The following is a 17,900-nucleotide window of genomic DNA, read 5'->3' as shown; positions in this document are numbered from 1 at the left end:
CAAATCGACATTCAAACAAGAACTTGTTGGTTTGTGAATGCATAGAAAATAGATTATTTGCGTTAAACGAAAAAATATGGAACAATTAAAAACTTTCTTTTTAGAAAAATCGGTTAAAAATGTTCTTGATGTAGGTTCTGGAATTGGCGATTTTGTTAAGATATTAAATGATGTTTTTGGAAATGGAGCCAAGATTGTAGGCACAGATCCTGGCGATCAGTGGCTTATAGAGGCAAGAAAACGTTTTTCTCAGGACAATATAAGTTTTGAGAGAATGAATGGTGAGAAATTAAATTTTGAGGATAATTCGTTTGATGTGGTTTCAATTTCAAATGCCTTACATCACTTAAAAGATATTGGTGAAACATTTGCAGAGATGAAACGGGTTTTAAAGCCCAATGGCTGGATAATTGTCAATGAGATTTCGGATGGTGAGCTTAACAAAGCACAGGAAAACCAACGAATGTTGCATCATTTTAAATCGTTTGTTGACCGTTTGCATGGTATAACGCACAGCGAAACATACACCCCGGATCAGGTGCTGGAAATTGTCACTGGCAACGGAGTGGATGTTCAGCTCTCATTTCCACATGAGAAAATGAAGAATCCAAATTTCGATGAATTGTTTCTGGACGAAAAAATTGCACAGATGGAGAGTCTGTTGGAAGAATTGCAGGGGCGGCCGGAATATGAAAAGATGGAAAGTATATTACCTGATTTTAAGGAAAGGCTGAATAAATATGGTTTTCAAATGGCTACTCAGCTAATGATTGTCGGACAATTTAAATAAGATATAGGAAATTATGGCGAAGATAGATTGGAAACCGGGAACAATGATTTATCCACTTCCTGCTGTTTTGGTGAGTTGTGGAGAGACACCGGAAGAATATAACATGCTTACCATTGCATGGACTGGAACGATATGCAGTGATCCCCCTATGTGCTATATTTCAGTTCGACCTTCCCGTCATTCATATGACATCATAAAAAGGACAGGTGAATACGTGATTAATTTAACGACAGAGGACCTGGCAAAGGCAACCGATTGGTGTGGTGTGCGATCTGGTGCAAAATTCAATAAATGGAAGGAGATGGGATTGACACCAGCACCAGCGACAATCGTAAAAGCTCCCATTATTGCGGAAGCACCTATTCATATCGAATGTAAAGTAAAAGATATTGTGAACCTTGGCACTCACGATATGTTTATCTCGGAAGTGGTAAATGTTATTGCCGACGACCGTTATTTGGATGAGGAAACAGGGGCATTTAGTCTGAAAAAGTCAGAGCCCATTTGTTATTCTCATGGCCACTACTTTAAGGTTGGTGAACCCATCGGAAAATTTGGCTGGTCGGTAGAAAAGAAGAAGAAAAAGAAGAAGTGAACATTTGTTTAAGTTTTTTGTAATTTAAGGTGACCTGAAAATACATATCACTTACAACTTTACAAATAACTTAAAATTTTTAAAATGAAGAAATCAATTCGGGCACTTTTGCCTGCGTTTTTAATTTTACTGATAATGAATAATGCAGTTGCAGCTGAGGGGAACAATCCTCTATTAAAGCCGTTTAACACACTCCACCAAACGGCACCTTTTAATGAAATCAAGAATGAACATTTTTTGCCAGCTTTTAAACAAGCTATTGAAGAAGCGCGGGCAGAAATACAGGGAATTATAGATAGCAAAAGCGAAGCAAGTTTTGAAAATACCATTGTTGCAATGGATCAGTCTGGCAATCGTCTGGCGACTATTCGAAAGATATTTTTCAACTTGAATTCTGCTGAAACGAATGATGAGATTCAAAATATAGCTCAGGAAGTAGCACCGCTGCTTTCAGAATTTGGCAATGATATTTCGTTGAATCCAGACCTGTTTAAACGGGTGAAAGCTGTTTATGAGAAGAAGGATCAGCTGAATCTGAATGCTGAGCAAAAAACCTTATTAGAAAATACCTATTTGGGTTTTGTTCGAAGCGGAGCAAATCTAGGAGAGAAGGAAAAAGAACGCTACCGGGAGATCACTTCAGAATTATCAAAATTATCGCTGACTTTTTCTGAAAATGTTCTGGCTGAGACCAATGCTTTTGAAATGTTGATTCAGGATGAGGAGGAGCTGTCTGGTCTTCCTGAATTTGCTAAAGAGGCTGCCGTTCATGCAGCCAAGTCGAAAGACAAAGAGGGGTGGTTATTTACCTTGCAATATCCGAGCTTTATACCTTTCATGAAATATGCGGATAACCGGGCTCTTCGGGAAAAGATGTACCGTGCATTTACCGTAAAAGGGAATCAAGACAATAAATATGACAATAAGGAATTGGTAAAGAAGCTCGTCAATCTGAAATTGGAAAAAGCACAATTATTGGGATATGAATCTCATGCCGATTTCCAGTTGAAAAGAAGAATGGCTGAAACTCCTGAAAGAGTTTCCGAATTTTTGGAACAGTTACATCAAGCTTCACGCCCTGCTGCTGAGAAAGAATTTGCGGAGGTTGTTGAGTTTGCAAAGAAAGAAGGCTTTGAAGGAGAACTGCAGCGTTGGGATTGGAATTATTATTCTGAGAAGTTGAAAAATGCTCAGTATGGATTTAATGAGGAAGAAGTGAAACCTTACTTCAAATTGGAGAATGTAATTACCGGGGTTTTTGATTTGGCAAAAACATTGTACGGGCTGGATTTGAAAGAGAATAATGAAATCCAGGTTTATCACCCCGACGTAAAAGCATACGAAGTCTTTGACATAGATGGCAATTTTGTTTCTGTTTTGTATTTAGACTTTTTCCCCAGAGAGGGAAAACGCTCTGGTGCCTGGATGACTGATTTCAGGGGACAATGGTTGGAAGATGGGAAGGATAATCGTCCTCATGTGAGTATTGTAACCAATTTTACAAAGCCTACCGGCAAAGCGCCGTCACTTCTTACGTTTGATGAGGTGACTACCTTTCTGCATGAATTCGGTCACGGGCTGCATGGTATGTTGAGTAAATGTCAGTACTCCGGAACTTCAGGAACAAATGTATTTTGGGATTTCGTTGAGTTACCCTCGCAGGTTCACGAAAACTGGGCGTATGAAAAAGAGTGGTTGGATAAGTTTGCCGTTCATTATGAAACAGGTGAAAAACTCCCGGAAGAGTTAATTGAAAAGATTATAGCAGCAAAGAATTTCCAGTCGGGCTATGTGTCTGAGCGCCAGTTGAGCTTTGGAATGTTAGATATGGCTTACCACACCATTGCAGAGCCATTGAAAGAAGATATCCTAACTGTTGAAACGAGGGCAATGCAAGAAACGGAATTGTTTAAACCAGTTGAAGGAAGTTTGATGAGTACTTCGTTCTCTCACATTTTTGCAGGTGGTTATGCTGCCGGATATTATAGCTATAAATGGGCTGAGGTATTGGATGCCGACGCGTATGCAGCTTTTAAAGAACACGGAATTTTTGATAAGGAGACGGCAGATTCTTTCCGTGAGAACGTGTTGGAAAAAGGTGGGAGCGAACACCCAATGTTACTTTACAAGCGTTTCCGGGGACAAGAGCCAACGGTAGATGCTCTGTTGGAACGAAGCGGGTTGAAGAATTAATTGATTTTCTATTATACACAGAGTGGCTATCTTAAAAGTCTAAGTAAGGTCATCCCTAACTGGAACTTTTAAGATAGTTACTTTTTTATGATTCAATGTTTTCTAGGCTGTCAGTCTAATTAAAGCGATAGCCTATTGAAATTTTTCCACCTGTTCGGGTTGTTTGCTCTCCGTTATCCCATACCCGCCCATTGTCAATCGCAGCAGAAATGCCAAATGAAAGAGGAAGCTTTTTGCTTTGCCTCCTAACTTCTGCCAATGCTGAGAATTGATTTCTGGCCGGCTCAAAAACAGTGGAGTAGGTTCCAAAATTTTTGAATGTTGTGAACTGGCATTTCCAAAAGTAGTTTGAAGAGATATTTCCAGTTAGGCCAAAGTTAAAACCGGAAATCCTATTGGTAAGAGGCGAATTATTATGAGAATTTAATTGACTGAAAAATGGACTTCCCATAGTAAAAGAGTGATAAACCGCTGACTGATAAATCCCATTATTCATATAATTATCAACACCACTGGGATCACTTGATCCATCAGAATTATATGAATCACCGCTTTGGTCTTTGGTATAGAAATATTCAATTAATGCAGATCTGACAAATGCATTGGAAGACCGTGATGAAAAATAAAGGCCATAAAGATTATCTTTTAGATTAGCGAGTTCCATTCCTGAATGATCTTCAAAAGGGTGGGAGATATAAAACTGAAGATCATTTTTCAACGTATGCCAATCGATCTGAAACAAGTAATTTCCGTATTGATTCCCTATGACATTTTCCTGATCCGTAATGATAGCATTTGAGCCGCCTGAACTACCTGAGATGTACTTTAAATAGTCTTCCCAGCCCGGTAAATTGCCGTATACAGGATGCTTCCCTCCCCACATTACATAATGGCGTATTCCACTGGTGATTTCAAATACCCCTGAATTTGTTCGGTATTTTATGAGCAGACTTTTATGGTGCAGATGAGTCTTTTCTACATAACGGGAGTCATCCAGCAGACCTTCTTCGTAATCCAGATTGAAGGACAGCCTGTCTGGAATCAGGTACAAGTAGCCATTGGTGCCAATGCTAATTTTTGGATGAGGACGTGCATTTCGAGAATAGCTGATGTTACCATTTGAAATGGACAGCTCGTCAAATTGTTCCTCCTCGGCAAACCTGCCAATAGAAAGCCGACAAATTTTCCATTGAAATTGGGCAAAAAGTTCGGTGAAATACAGGGAATTACCGTGTGAGACGGTGGCGTTTAACCGGGTTCCCCAGCTTAAATTTATTGCTTTATTCAGGGGGTATGCATCATTTGCCCGCAGTTCCATTGATGCACTAGCCGAATGATCCAGTCTATATCTCCCAAGTTGGTTGGCCCATAACCAAAACGGCAATTGGTCATTGGTTCCTCCAAGAAAACTGGATTCAAGTGAAATTTGTTGCGGGAAAGCACTCATTGAGTGTATCGTAATAAATAAGAGGAATATATATTTTTTCATTGATTTCTTTTTAAAATTTATTGCTATCACGGTGTGTAGGGTAAAGCAATCTCTTTGGATACAGATTCCTTCATCATTATCTTATGCTCTGATTCTTGGTAATAGCTGGACGTGTTAATTGCTAACAGATTACGTGGTTTTCATTATGCTCGTAATGTTGCTTTTTATTTATCAATAATCATTCTATATTATTGTCTTGATAAATGGATTCTTAGGAATTATTCGGTTAGGTTTCTTATATTGATCATAAGTTTGCAACAAGTAAACCGCCGGCTGGTCATCAACCATCCCAGTTTAGCAGCACGGAAAGGAAGAGGAGGCCGGCGGAACTTTTGCAATATATCACAAAATTTAATTATACCATGAGTTATCAAGATGATTTCACACAATGGAAAGATCAAATTGAGAATCTCCCTCCAACAAAAGTTAAACTACCGAACCAACCGATTGATGATTTTGTAGCAAGTACCGAAACCCTGGCTGTTGAAGCGAATAAAGACCGCGAACTACTGTCGGCTGCAGGGCTCGATGTTACTCTAATAGATGAACTGACACCTCTGAGTGGCGCTTTGCGTTATTGCCAGGCTCAATGGATGAGCGAATACCGGGCCCGCGAAGAAGCCCAAAAGGAATGGCTGGAGCAATCTCCATTGGCCTATGAACTGCGCGATGAACTGTTGCATCATTTTTCCTTTGCTTATCGTGATTATGACGATATTAAAAAGAAGGTTATGCGCATACGAGAAGGTGGCAGCCATGCAGATATGGTGCAGGATTTGGTTGAGCTTGCCGTGTTAGGTGAAAAATTCCCCGAACCTTTAACGACAATCAATTTTGATATTAGCACGCTTCAACAAGCACGTGTTGTATCCCATTCGATGTCAGAATTATTAGCAGCTGCTAATGGGGCAGCAGGAGCGAACGGTGCTAACAAGCAAATGCGCGACAAAGCATATACTTTATTAGTCGATAAAGCTTCTGCCATTCGCGAGTATGGCCGCTACATATTCTGGAAAGATGAAGAAAAAAAGGAGCGATACTACAGCTAGCATTTTCTAAAACCCTTAATTTTAATAGCCCCGGGTCAGGTTTTACTATCCCCTCGGGGCTTTTTCTTTTCCAACCGGGCAGGATGCCCCGTCCATCGACAGTTTTTTGGCTTCAACCAGCATGGTTGAGCTTTCCATTGGCAGTTTTTTTGAAATAATCAGCAACTTTATATCGTCAATTGGCAGTTTCCTTGGTTTGTCTTTGAAACGAGTCATTGGGAACGTTGTGTATCCATGTAAAGCAATCCTTTAACACGTAAATTTTTTATTCTCTTCAGTCATACAAATTGAGATTTTACTCCTTTCTGAAAAATTGGCTTACTTTCCTAATATTTTTAAACAGCAGGGTATATACTCCCCCAATATTGTTATTTCGAATAGCCCGAAGATCTTCTTTTGATTTTAGAATAATATTTGCAAGGCTCTTATTGCTGGCACCTCCTACTCGCATTTTAGTGATCACATGGGGCAAATACTGGAAACCTAGCTTCGTGTCTTGAAGAATTCGAAGCATAAAATCGTAATCAGCTGCTATCTTAAAGCTTAAATCAAATTCGCCGTGTTTTTGATAAACCTCCTTTTTTAAAAATAAAGTAGGATGTGCAGGCATCCAGCCATATCGTAAGTTTTGGTGTTTAAACAGTTTGCTTTTCCAATAGCGGATGACCTTATTGGTATCGTTTTTGTCTACATACTGAAGATCACCAAAAACGCCATCTGCCTGTGTTTTCTGAAAGGCTTTAACAAGGTCTTCCAAGGTGCTTGGAGAAGCAAATACATCATCCGAATGAACAAAGCCAATCACATCTCCTGTTGACATCTTAATCCCTTTGTTAAGCGCGTCGTAAATGCCCTCGTCGGATTCAGAAATTGAATGACTAACGAGTGGATTGTTTTTGAGAACAGTTTGTGTTTCATCAGTTGACCCACCATCAATGATAATCCATTCAATATCATTATAGGTTTGTTGTTGGATACTATCCAATGTATCCAATATATTGGGATAGCTGTTATAAGTAGCTGTTATAAGGGTGATTTTCATAAATTATTTAAAAATATTCTTCGTAAAGTTCTTGGTAAACTTTTTTGGTTTGTTTATAGCAAGAGTCCCATGAAAACCGACTTGAATTTATTAATCCATTTCTTATTACTTGCTCGGTAAAGCTTTGATTATTCTTCAATAATTCCATCTTTTCTGCAAAATTATGGGTTGTAATATCATCTATCAGAATAGCACTGTCTTTTGCGACTTCAGAGATTGATGAGTTATTAGATGCAACAACTGGACATCCTGCTCTTTGTGCTTCGATTATGGGAATACCAAAACCTTCATAGGATGATGGGTAAATCAAGCATAATGCCGAATTGTAGATCGTGTTCAGCTGCTCATTTCTAATCCCAGTTAAATGGGTATAGTTAGTAAAGTCTCTTTCTCGAAAAAGAGCTGTTTCTTCTTCCGTTATTTTTCCGCTACCAACCATTACTAAAGGAGTGTTTGCTTCCTTGCAGGCTTTTACAGCTATCTTGAAATTTTTATGATTACTTTTTCTTTCACCTACATAGACTGCATATTCCTGAGGTCCGAAGGGAACTAATTCATTCAATTGAGAAAAACTATTCCCAGGTTCTACGCGATAAGCATCGTCAACTCCATTGTAGATTACTTTGATTTTCTCGGGGTTGGTTTCAGGGTAAAATTTTAGTAAATCCATTTTTGTATTTTCAGACACGCAAATGATCTTATGAGCATTTTTTATTGCGGAACCTTTCTGAAAGGAATGGACCGATTTTGCTATTCCTTTACGAAAGTACTCATAGGTGAAATCATGAACAGTGGTAACATTTAATAACTGGGGTGATTTTGATATTCGGTAATAACTTGAGTGAAATATTCCCTTGCCCTTTAGCTTATTGGGATTGACGTAGCGCTGGACTTGCACTGGGAATTTGGCTAATGGATTCCTTAGCCGTTTATCAGCAGAAGCATTGAGCTCGCTACTAAATATATTATCGTTTTCTTCTTCCAAGAAGCGTACATTTATCTCAGGATCTTCCAGGCATCTTTTTATCAACTCGTACCACACAACTGAAATACCGCCAGCTTTTTGTAAAGAGAAAATGATGTTGTCAAGGTAAAGATTCATTTTTTATTTTGATGGGATAAGTTCCGTAGATTTTTTGTTCGAATAATAATAGAGGAGCAAAAAGAGACAAAACCCGGAAACGGTATAATGTCCTTGTCGCAGTAAATGCAGTAAGATCATTATAAATATACTATTATTAAGCAACCATAATTTCATAAAAAGATGATTGGTAGATTCTTTATATTTTGACTTATTCTTAAAAACAAATCCGATAAAAATTAGGAACGATATAATTCCTCCTTCTGAAAGTAAACGTAATGCTAAACTTGCAGCTTCTTTCTTATTGATATCAGATAGATTTGCCATAGCAGAAGGGATATATTTATCATAGTTGATCTCATGGGTGCCTAAGCCAGATCCAAAAAATGGATTGTTTTCTAAAGCTGATTTTGTTACTACAAAATTTGAATACATGGCATAAGTACTCAAATTAATTTGTTCTAAATCTTCTTCCGAACTATTTGTGGTAACTTTTAAGGTGTCATCAATTCTCATTTTTATAGGTGGATACATGTAAGCTGCTATAATAATGCCCAGCACCAATACTGAAAGAGGGAATGCATACAGCATTTTTTTTGTATTTAGCGTTCGAAGATAGAATACCATTACTGTTAGAATAATCCCAACATAGGCAATTAAAGACAGTGTTAGCAGGTATGCTAATATAATAACTACAGACCATGTTCTGGAAATGAAGAGGTTAGGTTTGATAATTAAGTTGTGAAGGCTGATAAATAGAGCAGGTAACAAATTATAGGCAGCAAACGATGGCTCTCTGTCAAATGACTGGAAACGTATTGTAATGCTGCCCGGTATCGTTAAAAAAGATAATACGTTTTTAAAAATTTCCCCTTGCCCAAGAGCGAATAGTAAAACCTGAAATCCTCCAAAGAATATAAAGATCTTCACTATAGTGAAATAATGCTTCATAATCTTATCCAAGTCAAAATTCATGTATTTTATGTAGCCGTAACTTACAATTAAAAAGAAACAAATATTAATGATTTGTTTCATGACTGAAAGTGGATATTTATAACCGCCTATAAATGACAAGATCAATACAAGAAGTATCGCAAGAAGAATATTCTTGTCAAATTTTTCATACAATCCGATATAAATGAAAAAAAAGAAAATCAATATAAAGAGAGGGAAGTACCAATAAATATCGATGGATACTCCAAGTCCGTCAATCATAAGGCTACTTAAAAAAATTGACAGCATGAAAATATTTGAAATTATACTTTTAAGCATCCTCATTCAATATTTCTGAGTATTTATCAATGACCTTTTTGACAGAATAGTTTATTGCAGCATTTTCTGGCAGCCTGTATTGCATTAATCCTGACTCGATTAACAAGGACATTTTTTCAATCAGATTCGAATCTTTGAAGGAGAAAATAAATCCATTAATCCCGTCCTTAACAATTTCATTTATTCCTCCAGGGCAATTATTTGCCAGTATTGGACACCCACAAGCTAAGGATTCTAGCAGTACATTGGGAAAACCTTCGAATCGGGAGCTCAAAATGAAAACATCAGATTTTTGCATGTAAAGGTATGGATTGGGCACATTTCCTGTAAAGGTTATTTTATCTTCCAGGCCTAAATCTTTAACTTGATGCTTCAGATTTGCTTCATCTTCTCCTTCTCCCAGGATGGTTAAATTTAGGTTGTTGTTATCCATTTCGCTAAATTCCTGAATTAGAAGATCAAAACCTTTTTGATATGTTAGCCTCCCTGCTGCTAATAAGTTTATTTTATTTTTTGGTAATTGAATCGTTAAATCTTCGTTGAGTTTATTTTGAATAAATGCGATATCAACTGGATTATTGATTTTTTTAATTTTTGTTGAGTCGACATTAAAGTTCTCGACCAGGTCATTTTTCATATCATCTGACTGGGCAATAATCAAATCATAGTTGTTATAGAATTTTCGGTACATCCACCTGATTATAGCTATTTTTTCAAAATGAGAAGGTAAATTAGACTCTCTTGCTACCTTCTTGGTTTTTGTAGGTAAAAGGAACAAAAAAGGAGAAAGAAATGCATTTATAGTACCTGCTCCCATAAAAAGAATGTCTGGAGATTTTTTTCTGATTACAAAGATTAATTTTATAAGGAAAGTGAAGAAAGAAAAACGTAATCGCTGTTTTAAATCTAATGATATAATTTCCACATCCTTTTTCAAATCACTTATAAAAGAGTTTGAACCATTCTTTTTTAGAATGACTAGTTTGGGGTTAAATATTTTTCTATCCAAATTATTAAGCAGAATGGAAACTACGCGCTCCGCACCAGCTCCTCCCAAATTTGGCATTACAAATAGTATTGTTTTTCTCCCAATCATGTTAGATTTTATTTAAATATTTGATTGCAAATATTTTCTAAAGCACTACCCTGAACTTTCATTAATTTTTCTAATTGAATCTTTCCTTTATTCTGTAATTGGAGATAAAGTTGGTTGTTCAAGTTTATTTGAAGAATTCTGTTTTTTATTTCATCTATTGAGAAAGGATTAAAATAGAGTGCAGAATCTCCACAAATTTCAGGGATACTAGAGATTGCAGATGCAATTATTGGGATGTTATGGTACATGGCATTTAAAGGCGGATATCCAAATCCTTCATTTAGAGAAGGGTATACAAAGCAGTAAGCGTTTCTGAAATACCGGGCTAATTCTCCTTCTTCAACATAGTCCTTAAAGATAAATTTATCAGGATTCATAACTTTCTTCAAAGACTTGTTCTTTCCAATTCCTAATATTACTACAGATTTTTCTGTTAGCTGATTTTTGGAAAATAATTCGTCAAATGCTTTTATTGCTCTATAACTATTTTTGATCCATCGGTTTGCGCTGATTATTAGGAAGTATTCTTTTCCAAATTCTGTATTTGGTGAATCTTGATTTTTTGTATCCAGAAGTTTTATGGGTGAATGTATAACAGCAATATCTTGTTCTTTAATGTTTGGGAAAAAGTTTATTATTGAATACTTAGTATGATTTGAGACTGTCAGTATCTTCTTATTTTCGATTGATAGTAGACTGTTATATTTTTTGTATGCTAGTTTCCAAGGTCGATTCTTAATAAATGATTTCCGAATACGATATTTTAGTTTAGATATTATCCCAGTCCTGTACTTTATTTCAAAATCATCATTCGGACATTCCAGTTCTCTTAAACCATGGATCGTCATGATAAATTTGCAATGGGGTACTGCAAAATTCCCAAATGCATATGGCATGGCTGAATAGAAGTGAGTGTAGCCATTTTTCACAATTAACTCTTCAATCTGTTTAGTGCAGATTATTTCATATACTCTCAGTTTGTATTGTTCACAAAGCTCTAGCAATTCGTTCTCAATGAAATTTTGGGGGTTGTAGAAACAATCAAAATTAGAATTGCCTGTTTCTAGTGCATACTTAAATACTACTTTCGCATATTCACTTCCTCCGTGAAATTTTGCTTCTGGTGAAGATTGAGTTGCGGAAAGATCAAATAGTAGTTTTACCTCCATTGGTTATATCTTAAATGCGATTAGCTGGCTATTGATTAATTCTAAATGTTCATGTAATCAAAAACCTTCTCTGAAAATTTATTGTTGATTTGCCTGCACTCATCAAGTAATTCATCATAAACAGGAGCTTTTTTTAAAAGTCTTAGGGCGTCCGCACCATCATCACTGGTTGGGACCTTGTATTTGAAACTAAACATTTTCGAAGAATTTGGAATAACCACTACCTTTTTTTTCATCAGCATTGCCCAATACATTGCATGATAGCTGTTGGTAATCAACATTTCTACACTTCCAATGAAACTTATTATTTGCTCAAAAGACGAATTGTTTTGAATGCGGGGGAATCCATTTAATTGATTGCCCGATAGTTTAATGTGTTCGTGTTCAATTATTCCAATGTCTTGTTTCGTATCAAAATTCTGATCAAATATTGAATTCATACAGCTTACACATGGTACCCATTCAGTGCCTTTTATTTGGTAGTCGCGAAGTCCGACAAGTTTAAAATTCTGAATCTGTTTGTAAAACAATTGACTCACTTTGTAAGAAGGATTATTGTGCCCGACTCCCCAAAGTGCAACTTTTCTTCCTTTTTTTACGAGCAAATTCATCATTTCAATACTATGTGAGAAAGAAGGTCTGTCAAGCAGCCCACCTCCTCCCAGAATAATATCATTTTTTGTTACTTTTTTAGTCCAGGATATTGTGTTCAGAAAGTTGTATGATTGATAGTTAAGGATGTCTAATTTTTGGTATTGATTTAGTTCGTTGAAATATAAATATGGTGCACTCTTTAAATCCCCACTATTTTGAGTATTTATTCGATGAATGTTTATGATACTATCATTTTGAATAGTACAGTTTTGAATAACTTTTTGAGCATATTTTCTTTCGAGACTAAGAATCATTATACAATCCAATTAATAATTTTCTTTTTGACGCAAACCAATAAATTACTGACAATACTGACCAGAGCGGAAAGAACCAGACATATGGAGACCGAATAAATGCTAATACCATCATAAAAATATAATCCAACCAGTAGAATCAGATAAATGGATGTTGATATGTATAGCGTACGTGAATATTCGTTTTTCAAGTTATTTACAAGTAAAACTCCTATTCCGATTAAGTAACTAACAGGTTGAATGAAAATTAATATTCCCAGCACCCAAAATAGAAAAATAACTTCAGTGTATGATTCGAAATATTTCGGGATTATTATTTGGAATGAAATTCCGAGTATCAAATATATTGCAAGTCCAACAACAAACAATAATCGAATACTATTTCTAATTAATCTTGGATTTTTATTTTTCGAAACATTTGGGAATAAAACTTGCCCGGCAAGTTGAAGGAAAACTACAAAAACCTCTTTTATTTTGTCCGCAATATCATATATTGCAACACTTTCCATTCCAACAAAAGCCCCGAGTATGACTTTGTTGCTTAAAATTTTAATCTTTCCGGCAATACTTCCCAGAAATATTGAAACGCTCTCGGCTGTATAGTATTTTAATACTTTCCAGGATTGCCATTTAAATTGAAGACGATTTTGTGAAAAGACAATCCAGAGAGAGAAAAAACCTGCAATTGAGTATCCTGCACCATTAATTATTGGCACAGTCAAGTAGTCATTTTTTTCTTTTACAAGAAAGAAAACCAATAACAAAAAGAAAGACCTGCTAATCAGATTAATGATGGTGATGTATTTCATCTTTTCAATTCCTTGGAAATACCAAATCGGAAAAATCCATTCATACAGGCATAAATACATCATTAAGTAAAAGAGGGGCTTAACATTCTCAGCTTTCGGGAAAAATCCAAGCGTTACCCAAAGAATGACAAACGAGAGTAAGAAAAAGGCACCTTTTATGATAAGAATACTACTGACAATCTCGGATAATTTATTCTTATCATCTCGATGAATTGATACCTCTTTGGTTGCGGAAAGATTGAATCCAAAATTTATTAGAATTAATAAATAGGATACTACCGTTTGTGCAAACACAATTAATCCATATGTTTCTTTTCCTAAAACCTTTAATAGATAAGGAATGGTAACTAATGGTACCAGTAGTGTGAATACCTGCAAGGCAGAGAGGTATCCAAAATTCTGGATGAGGATTTTATGTGGGAGCATCTTAGCTTTGATGCGTGGGATATATCTTTTCAAAAGGATTATATGCTAATTTAAAATATATGTAGTAATAGCTGTTTTTACTCTTTTTTCCAACGATGTTTAACGTTGACGATAAATTGTCTGCCGAAAACTGTAAAAACCCCCATTATCCCTCCTAGAAACATCCAAACAAATAGAATTAATGGTCGGTTTGGTTTTGATTTATCGACAGGTATTTGCACTGGTTGGATAATTGCAAAAACCGGTGTTTCTTCTTTTACCTGAATTTTAGCCTGTTCAAGTTGTTTTGCCAGTTCTGAGTAAACAGAATATGCTAACTGATATTCACTTTGCAGACGCTCTTCTTCTGTGAGAGCCATGGCCGATGATACGTTTTTATTGCGATCGCGAAAGGTTGCCAGGTTTTTCTGAGCCTGTTCAAATTCAGCTTTCTTCTCTGCGTAGCGTTCTTCAATGAAATGCAGTTTTTCCGATGCCTTTTCTATCTTAAAATCAGTAATATATTGTTGAAGTAGTTGTTGTGACTTTTGAGTAACTTGCGCTGCAAGTTCAGCTTTATTGAATCGGGATGAAAGGGTTATATAGCCTTCTTTATCATTAATTTCAATGTTAATTTGCTCGCTAAGTTTTTTACGTATTCTCTCTTGCTCTTCAGTTAGTTTTAATAGGTTATTGCTTGAACGAATCCCATTTGTAGAATCTTGTTTTCCTTTAAATGCTCTTAGAATTATAGATGGCAGTCCAATTGTGTATCTTTTTATTAAGGGGAATAATCCGAGTTTCTTTATTTCTGTATAGTATGTGAAGAGATTAACGGGTTCGGATGATCCTTCTATTGTATAACTTGCATTTAGTAAGTCATGTTGAAACGGAACTGAATTTACAATTTGGGGATAGAGCATGGGAGAAAGTGTGGCTGGGCTTTCCATATTGTTCATATTGAACCCGGCCATTGCTGCAAGAGAAGATAGTCCACCTAATTTTGAGGCGTTTGAGTCCTTTGTTTGAGGAACCATGGTGGTGGTTGCAATATATTCTTTTGGTGAGAAGATGGCAATAATTAAACCTAGAATTATCCCTCCTAAAGTAAAACGGATGATTATTTTACGACCTGTCCACATTTTCTTAGCTAGATCTATCAAATCAACCTCCTCGTTTTCGTGTGATAGCGTGTTTTTATCTTGTAAAGGCGTATTCATGATTGTTTTGGTTATTGGTGGTCATTCGGGTTATTCTTGATACCAAGTGTATTAGTTAATTTTGTTTTAGCGTAGAACCGCTGCTATAGCAACTGCCAATGATGAAAGAGCACTTGTAATTGCCAGCCACTTCCCAGTGTTATCTCCATCGGGTTTTACGGGTTTCATTGGGACAACAATTTGGCTGCCAGGTTGAGGGATAGGAAATTTCTTAAAAGGTACTTTCTTGGTTACACGTGTCGTTCCGTCGCTATAAATGATATACAGTTTACCTTTTTTTGCATTGTCGGAAAAGCCACCGGCACGATTGATGTAGTACTTCAGTTTTTTTCCTTTTTGCCAAGCTAATCCTATGGGATTCAAAACTTCGCCAGTTATCCAAATCTCATCAGATTTTTTAGGAATGTAGACTTCATCACCTTCGTTTAAGATATAATCGTAGATAGAGCCAGGTTTGGCCAAAATTTCATCCAATCTAAGTTCGAGGCGGCTCACATTAATTTTTTCTTCCATCCAAATCAAACTATCCTCATCTTGCTCCATCATTTGGATATATTCTATGTTTTGTTTTATGTCTTTTTCGGTATTTCTATTAAGGCTGGCACCTGGTGAAAAAGCATAGGGCGTGAGTCCTCCCGCACGCGATATGATATCCGAAATGCGTTCTGTTTTACTCGAAATACTGTATTCGCCAGGATACTTAACTTCTCCGGTTACACTTACTGTTTTTTGAGTATGATAGGAAGGTGCTTTTCTAATGTATATATAGTCAAATGCCTGTAAAGTGAATTTTTGATCTTCAGGGTCTAGTTTTAGGTTTCTATCGATGTGAAACTGGTAAAGGCTAACCATTTTGTCATTAATTTCCTGCGCTTCGTCTGGTTTATTTCTTCGGGCTACTTCAATAAAGGACTCACTGGCTGCTTCGGTGAGGCCACCAGCCAGAAAAATAACATCTTTTAGGGTCATATTTTTCATGAAATCGAACTTTCCTGGAAACATGACTTCTCCTAGTATATTTACAAAGGCTTGTTCTCCAATACTAAATATATCACGGATGATGACCTGATCTTCTCGTTTTAAAGGGATATTCATTTTTCCGGCCACCACATCATCAACTTCAAAAGGGATGGAGGTTGGGTAAAGTTGCTCATCAAGGCGAATAATCAATCCTCTGTTGGCATAATGATCTTCACGAATACCCCCTGCTTTTTGAATTAGGTCAGCGAGTGTTGTATTTTCAGTTAATGAATAATCACCAGGCCGAAATACGGCACCACTAATATTAATCCGGTTTTCAAAACGATCAATAACTTTTCCGGCAAAAATACTATCTCCATTTTGTAGTAAGAAACCTTCATAATTCTCCTTTGAGACATCAGCAAGTTGCATCTGTCCGTTTGCAAAGCGTGTAATTGAGAGTTGGTTTTTATAAGCATTTTCTGAAAATCCGCCCGCATAGTCAATTAATTGCTGAAGGGTTTCATCTTCTTTTAATTCAAAAATTCCTTTTCGTTTAAATCCTCCCCCAAGTTTTACTCTTTTTTCATAAGGTGGAACGATTAAAATATCTTGATCCCGCAGCGTTATGTTTGCAGCAGCATTTCCATTGATTAAATAATCATATACATCAATTTTTGCTTTTGATTTATTATCGCGGATAAGCTTAATATTTCGAAATGAACCATTTTCATTTGGTCCGTTGGAAAGGTAGAGAGCATTGAAAGCAGATGCAGTTGCTGGTAACGTGTATGTTCCAGGTGCAATTACTTCACCGATTACATTAATGGTAATGGAATGCAAGTTCTGTATACTTACATCAGCAAAAGTTCCAGGAGAACTTCCTCTCATGTCACTATAAATTCCTGTAAGCCTATTTAATATTAATTGGCGTGCATCTTTGAAATTTTGTCCGGATACAAAAATTTGTCCCAGATCTGGAATATTAATCGTACCATTATTGTCAACAGTTAGTAGGTATGTTTGCTGACTTGCTCCCCAAACATTGATTTGAAGTTGATCTCCAATTCCTAGGGTGTAATTTTGAGGCGTAGGAATATTAATATTGGGTTCAAAACTTAGGCTCTCAGAATTAAAAAGCTGATATCCAAAAATGCGTTTGTTTAGTTCGGTAACATGGACTTCTTCCTTCTTTAAAGTATCAGCTATCAATGTAGTGTCCTTCTTTTCAAATAATAAATCAGATTGCTCAGAACTAGTAGGGTGAAATGTTTTTAGTTGTTGAATACGGTTAATTAATTGATTAATTTGAAACTGTGATGCCCCCTTAGCCTTGGCAAGGCTAATTGCCTGATCCATACTAAGCCCTTGGTTCTTAATTTCCTTAAGAACTTGCTCAATTTGTTCATCGCTCGTGTTTTGAATATTAACAGAGTTTACATTCTGAGACAGTCCTTTAATGCCGATTATTAGTAGGCTTATGAAAAATACTATTTTAGTCATGTGTTTAAATAATTCCATGGTGATGACCATTTTAATTTAACCGGTTTGTTTTAGTTTTATAAAGATCGGGTAAATGTTTTTGAACTCCTATTCGAACGATTATTTCGCAGGCTTATTTAGAAATTAGATATACTCACAGCTTCGCCTCTTCGGTCCCATTTTCCGAATACTTATTTAATAAATCGCCCCTTAGGCATACGTCTTCAGACCTTGATTCATTAATTTGAAATTACTCATTATTAACGGTAGTCAAAGTAAAGTATTATCGTATGCACGAAGAATTAGGGAGTCTTTTGCGATTTTTTTTAAGAGAAGAAAT

At 36.3% G+C, this 17,900-nt stretch carries 15 protein-coding genes; 4 read left to right on the top strand and 11 right to left on the bottom strand.

What is annotated here, in order from left to right:
- Window positions 1-76: 76 nt before the first annotated feature.
- From ACUNWD_RS14420 to ACUNWD_RS14410, 3 genes are all read left to right on the top strand, one after another.
- Entirely contained in the window at window positions 77-790 is a 714-nt protein-coding gene (locus ACUNWD_RS14420; protein WP_445588531.1) for a class I SAM-dependent methyltransferase, read from the top strand.
- A 13-nt stretch (window positions 791-803) separates the two neighbouring features.
- Window positions 804-1,385, top strand: coding sequence for a flavin reductase family protein (locus ACUNWD_RS14415; protein WP_445588530.1), 582 nt, complete (start codon window positions 804-806; stop codon window positions 1,383-1,385).
- An 84-nt stretch (window positions 1,386-1,469) separates the two neighbouring features.
- Window positions 1,470-3,578, top strand: a complete 2,109-nt coding sequence (locus tag ACUNWD_RS14410) for a M3 family metallopeptidase (RefSeq protein ID WP_445588529.1) — start codon at window positions 1,470-1,472, stop codon at window positions 3,576-3,578.
- 115 nt (window positions 3,579-3,693) lie between these two features.
- Here ACUNWD_RS14410 and ACUNWD_RS14405 read toward each other — a convergent pair whose 3' ends face one another.
- Entirely contained in the window at window positions 3,694-5,067 is a 1,374-nt protein-coding gene (locus ACUNWD_RS14405) for a capsule assembly Wzi family protein (RefSeq protein ID WP_445588528.1), read from the bottom strand.
- 332 nt (window positions 5,068-5,399) lie between these two features.
- On the opposite strand from ACUNWD_RS14405, the gene ACUNWD_RS14400 reads away from it, so the two are divergent.
- Window positions 5,400-6,116, top strand: coding sequence for a hypothetical protein (locus ACUNWD_RS14400; protein ID WP_445588527.1), 717 nt, complete (start codon window positions 5,400-5,402; stop codon window positions 6,114-6,116).
- 45 nt (window positions 6,117-6,161) lie between these two features.
- Here ACUNWD_RS14400 and ACUNWD_RS14395 read toward each other — a convergent pair whose 3' ends face one another.
- The 10 genes from ACUNWD_RS14395 to ACUNWD_RS14350 form a co-directional block, all read right to left on the bottom strand.
- Entirely contained in the window at window positions 6,162-6,332 is a 171-nt protein-coding gene (locus tag ACUNWD_RS14395; RefSeq protein WP_445588526.1) for a hypothetical protein, read from the bottom strand.
- Window positions 6,333-6,411: 79 nt separating this feature from the next.
- Window positions 6,412-7,158 (bottom strand): glycosyltransferase family 2 protein, encoded by a 747-nt coding sequence (locus ACUNWD_RS14390; protein ID WP_445588525.1) that lies wholly within the window; start codon window positions 7,156-7,158, stop codon window positions 6,412-6,414.
- 7 nt (window positions 7,159-7,165) lie between these two features.
- A complete protein-coding gene (locus ACUNWD_RS14385) occupies window positions 7,166-8,260 on the bottom strand; it encodes a glycosyltransferase family 4 protein (RefSeq protein ID WP_445588524.1) in 1,095 nt (364 codons plus the stop codon).
- 3 nt (window positions 8,261-8,263) lie between these two features.
- Entirely contained in the window at window positions 8,264-9,454 is a 1,191-nt protein-coding gene (locus ACUNWD_RS14380; RefSeq protein WP_445588523.1) for an O-antigen ligase family protein, read from the bottom strand.
- Between the two features lie 49 nt (window positions 9,455-9,503).
- The gene (locus ACUNWD_RS14375; RefSeq protein ID WP_445588522.1) at window positions 9,504-10,607 is read right to left on the bottom strand and encodes a glycosyltransferase; all 1,104 of its coding nucleotides are present in this window, start codon (window positions 10,605-10,607) and stop codon (window positions 9,504-9,506) included.
- Between the two features lie 8 nt (window positions 10,608-10,615).
- Window positions 10,616-11,776, bottom strand: coding sequence for a glycosyltransferase (locus ACUNWD_RS14370; protein ID WP_445588521.1), 1,161 nt, complete (start codon window positions 11,774-11,776; stop codon window positions 10,616-10,618).
- Window positions 11,777-11,817: 41 nt separating this feature from the next.
- Window positions 11,818-12,684, bottom strand: coding sequence for a polysaccharide pyruvyl transferase family protein (locus ACUNWD_RS14365; protein ID WP_445588520.1), 867 nt, complete (start codon window positions 12,682-12,684; stop codon window positions 11,818-11,820).
- On the bottom strand, window positions 12,684-13,952 hold the full coding sequence (locus ACUNWD_RS14360; RefSeq protein WP_445588519.1) for an oligosaccharide flippase family protein: 1,269 nt from the start codon (window positions 13,950-13,952) through the stop codon (window positions 12,684-12,686). The genes ACUNWD_RS14365 and ACUNWD_RS14360 overlap by 1 nt, the downstream gene beginning before the upstream one ends.
- A gap of 44 nt (window positions 13,953-13,996) precedes the next feature.
- On the bottom strand, window positions 13,997-15,118 hold the full coding sequence (locus tag ACUNWD_RS14355; protein ID WP_445588518.1) for a Wzz/FepE/Etk N-terminal domain-containing protein: 1,122 nt from the start codon (window positions 15,116-15,118) through the stop codon (window positions 13,997-13,999).
- A gap of 66 nt (window positions 15,119-15,184) precedes the next feature.
- Window positions 15,185-17,599 (bottom strand): SLBB domain-containing protein, encoded by a 2,415-nt coding sequence (locus ACUNWD_RS14350; RefSeq protein ID WP_445588517.1) that lies wholly within the window; start codon window positions 17,597-17,599, stop codon window positions 15,185-15,187.
- Window positions 17,600-17,900: the final 301 nt, after the last annotated feature.

The organism is Sunxiuqinia sp. A32 (genome assembly GCF_052690465.1).
This window is presented reverse-complemented; position numbering and strand designations above follow the sequence as displayed.